This window comes from uncultured Rikenella sp. (assembly GCF_910579375.1).
Lineage (GTDB): Bacteria > Bacteroidota > Bacteroidia > Bacteroidales > Rikenellaceae > Rikenella.
Window position 1 is genome coordinate 1 of sequence record NZ_CAJTUJ010000167.1, and the last position, 4,019, is coordinate 4,019.

A 4,019-nucleotide genomic window follows, 5' to 3' on the forward strand; every position below is an offset into this window, starting at 1 on the left:
CCGCATGTGCAAGACTGCGACCGCCTCAGCCCATTCTTTGTTCGCGCACGGGCGGAAACTTTCTCCCTCCCAATGCCCCCTACGCTTCCGGACGCTTCCGCAACAAACGGAATGTATCCGAAGCGATCACCAACTCTTCGTTCGTCGTGGCGACGACGACTTTCACCGGCGAGTCCGGGGTCGAAATAATCGCGTCTTCCCCCGCGGCTGCTTCGTTCGCGGCGTTGTCGAGGAAAATCCCCATCGATTCCAACCCTTTACATACGGTATGACGCAATTTAGCCACGTTCTCGGCGATCCCGCCGGTGAAGACGATCATATCGGCGCCTTCGAGTTCGGCCATGTAAGCGCCGACGAAGCGTTTGATCCGGAACATGTACATGTCCATCGCCAGCTGGGCGCGGTCGTTGCCGTTCTGGGCCGCTTCGCGAACGTCGCGCCAGTCGGACGAAATACCGCTCACGCCCAGCAAACCGGACTGTTTGTTGATCAGGTCGGTGGCTTTCTGGGTGTTCAGACCCTCTTTGTCCATGATTTCGAGCAGGACGCCCGGGTCGATCTCGCCGCTCCGGGTACCCATCATCAGGCCGTCTACGGTGGTGAAGCCCATCGAGGTGTCGAACGATTTCCCGTCTTTAATAGCGGTGATCGAGGCTCCGTTGCCGATGTGGCAGGTGATGATTTTGGAGTGTCCGAAGTCGAGACCGGTCATTCCGCAAGCCTTCTGGGCTACATACTTGTGGCTGGTTCCGTGAAAGCCGTACCGGCGGATGCGGTCTTCTTCGTAGTATTTGTACGGGATGGCGTAGAGGTAGCACTCCCGCGGCATGGTCTGGTGGAAGGAGGTGTCGAAGACGGCTACTTGTGGAATGGTGGGCAGGAGGCGTTCGATGGACAGGATCCCTTTCAGGTTGGCCGGGTTGTGCAGCGGGGCGAGCTTTAAGCAGCTCTCGATCTGCTGCTTGACGGTCGAATTGACGATGGCGCTGTCGGAAAAGTATTCGCCGCCGTGGGTCACGCGGTGGCCGGCGGCGGAAATCTCGCCGAGGCTCTTAATCACGCCGTGGTGTTCGTCGGTCAGGGCGTCGAGGATCAGGTTGATCCCGACGGAGTGATCCGGAATGCTCTGGACGAATTCGAATTTCGGTTTGCCGGTCGGTTTGTGGGTCAGGATGCCGTCGGTCAGGCCGATGCGTTCGACGAGCCCTTTGGCCAACAGTTGGTGGTCGGCGGGGCTGGTCATGCGGATCAGCTGGTATTTGATGGAGGAGCTGCCGCAGTTCAATACGAGTATAATCATCTGTGTGTGAATTTATTGCGCAAAACAAGAGGAGCCGGGTACAAGAAGGGTTCGGCGGCCCGGGAGTTTAAGGCGGGTAAAGTTAGCAATTTTATTCCAAACGTTCGCGCAGCGAGTGGAGCATCTCGATTTGGGCGGGGGAGCGGAGGCGGTTCAGAAGGTCGTCGACGAGTTCGCGGGCGGCTTTCCGGGTGTCGCGCGAGCCGCGGGTGGCGACGGGCTCCAGGGAGAGGGCGAGGGGGAGGCTGTAGGGTTCGGGAAGCATGGCCATCAGCAGGCCGACGCGGGCGGTGAAGAGGTCGAGGTCGTCGCCTTGACGCAGGGCGGCTACGTCGGCCATGGCTTGCAGGGAGGGGAGGGCGGAGAGTTCGAGCCGGCGGGCGGTCTCGACGAGGGCGGCGCTCGCGGTGGCGGAGTAGGGGCGGCTGCCGACGACTTCGGGCAGCAGGCCGGCGCGGAGGGCTTCTTCGAGGGTGGCGTCGACGGTTTCGCGGCCGATGGCGTGGCGGAAGGTTTCGATGTGGGTGGTCACGTATTCAAAGGCGGGGGAGTCGCTGCGCATGACGATGCTGTTCTCGAAGAGGGGCCAGACGACGCTGTTGGCGAGGTCTTGGGGGAGTTGGCCGTGCAGAAAGGCGCGCATGGCGGCGTCGGTGGCGGCGGGATCGCCGCTCTCGGCGGCGGTGTAGACGCGTCTCAGACGCCAGGTGCCGTACCCTTGGGTGGTCATCAGGAGGGCGCGGAGGCGTTGTTCGAAGTCTTCGGGGTCAAGGGTGGTGTCTATTTTGTCGAGTACGTCGCCGCCGGGGTGGAAGATCAGAATGGCGGGGTAGGAGGTGACTTCGTAGATCCGGGCGAGTTCGGCGCCTTGAGGGGTGCCGGTGGGCACCTGAACGGGGATGAACCGGTTCTCGATGAGGTTTCGGACGGCGGAGTCGCTGAGGACGTGGCTGGACATCCACCGGCTGCGGTGGTTCCAGTCGGCGTAAAATTCGACGAGCAGGGGTTTCCCCTGGCTCCGGGCTTCGTTCAGGGCGGCGTAGGGGTCGGTGCCGTGGTAGGTCAGGCGGTCGGTCTGTCCGGCGGCGGGGTGCAGCAGCACGAGGAGCAGGAGGGTGAGGAGGAGTTTCGGGGGGCGCATGGAGTGGGGTGTTTTTATCGGGGGCGGCGGGAATGGAAAAGAGGCTTTGTCCGGAAAATCTACTCGTTGCGAAAGAATCATCCGGCGAAAGCCTCTCTTACTTTGGGTCGATGGATGGTCGGCCGGGGCGACTACATATAATAAATAGGTGTGGTTTATATAATAGGGGTCGCTGTCCGGCGCGACCGGTTTAGTGGCATCCGCAGCCGCTTTCTCCGCACCCTTCTCCGCAACCGCCGTCTCCGCAGTCGCCTTCGCAGCCGCAGGAGCATCCGCCGCCGGCGGGCATCATGTCTTCAGGTCGGGCGTCGCGCACTTCGAGAATCTGGCCGCTGAAGTTCAGGGTCTTGCCGGCCATCGGGTGGTTGAAGTCCATGGTGACGTCGGTGTCGTTCACGGCTTTCACGGTGCCCATCAGCCGGTTACCGTTCTGATCGGCCATGGGGAGCACGTTGCCGACGATGAGCATGTCGTCGGGAATGGCGCCGTCGACCATAAAGACTTCTTTGGGCAGGTTCACGACGGCCTGGGGGTTGATCTCGCCGTAGCCTTCGGCGGGGCTCAGTACGAATTCGAAAGTGTCGCCGGCTTCTTTCCCTGCGATGTATTCTTCGAATTTGGGCAGGAGCATCCCTACGCCGTACACGAAGTTCAAGGGCCGTTCTGCGGTGGCTTGGTCGGCGATTTGTCCGTCGACGGTCAGGGTGTAGGTCAGTGACACGAATTTGTTCTCTGAAATCTTCATGCTGTTTCTGTTCGTTTAATTGGGTTTGTCTGAAAGAACGGGCGTTCTCTGTCTGTTATTTTGTGTTTTTGTTCTTCTCCGTTTATTCCGAGAGGCAACGCAACTGAAACCCGTGTGCGCGATTGTGTTCGTCACAGGAGTAAAGGTACTGTGTGTAGAAACCCAAATATTGCACAGTGACATCACTTGCCACTGGGGTACACGACCAATTGTATCCTCCGCTGCCGATGTGACTTGTTACGCCCTCATAGTCTGCGCGACCGAAGTCGCGGAAGCCCGGGGCGGGGTTTGTGCTGTTCGCCGCCAGCGGTGAGTGCAACGAGCCCCGTTGAGTTGCAGCCCTCTGCCTGTCGGGGCAGCGGCGAACTGCGCTGCTCAAAGAGCCGCAACTGCACTACCTCATTCGTCGCCCCATTCTGTTGAGTTCGGGCTGCGGCGTCCGGCCCGGGCATCGAAAATGCCCCGCCGCAAGCCCGGCGACCTAAAGGTCGCACGAGCACCGCACCCATTTACCGCCCAAAGCTCTCGGGTTCGGCCTGTCACCCACCCCCTGAGCGGCTTCGCCGCTGGGCGACAAGGCCGGCGGTTCGAAGAACCGCAAGAGCAACGCCCATTCGTCCTCGGCCGCAGCCAGCGGAGAACGAAGACGGAGCGAGAGCGGAGTATTTCGGCCCTCCACATCCGGGGGCTGCGGGCCGACCGTTGACACGGGGACTCAGCTACTCGCTTTCGGCCCAGATTCCAGCCCAACCCACAGTCCAAATCTCAGTCCCAAGCTCGGCCCGGCGCGGCGCGAAAACCGTAGCCGGTTTTCGCGCCCGAAGAACAGTTGC

Annotated in this window: 3 protein-coding genes; all 3 read right to left on the reverse strand. The window is 61.1% G+C overall.

The window, feature by feature from the left end:
- Window positions 1–79: 79 nt before the first annotated feature.
- Window positions 80–1,300 carry an acetate kinase gene (locus QZ302_RS09165; protein ID WP_294594686.1) on the reverse strand — a complete coding sequence of 407 codons (1,221 nt, stop codon included), beginning with the start codon at window positions 1,298–1,300 and terminating at the stop codon, window positions 80–82.
- Between the two features lie 91 nt (window positions 1,301–1,391).
- The gene (locus QZ302_RS09170; protein WP_294594688.1) at window positions 1,392–2,441 is read right to left on the reverse strand and encodes a thioredoxin family protein; all 1,050 of its coding nucleotides are present in this window, start codon (window positions 2,439–2,441) and stop codon (window positions 1,392–1,394) included.
- Between the two features lie 190 nt (window positions 2,442–2,631).
- The gene (locus tag QZ302_RS09175) at window positions 2,632–3,186 is read right to left on the reverse strand and encodes an FKBP-type peptidyl-prolyl cis-trans isomerase (RefSeq protein ID WP_294594690.1); all 555 of its coding nucleotides are present in this window, start codon (window positions 3,184–3,186) and stop codon (window positions 2,632–2,634) included.
- Window positions 3,187–4,019 lie beyond the last annotated feature (833 nt).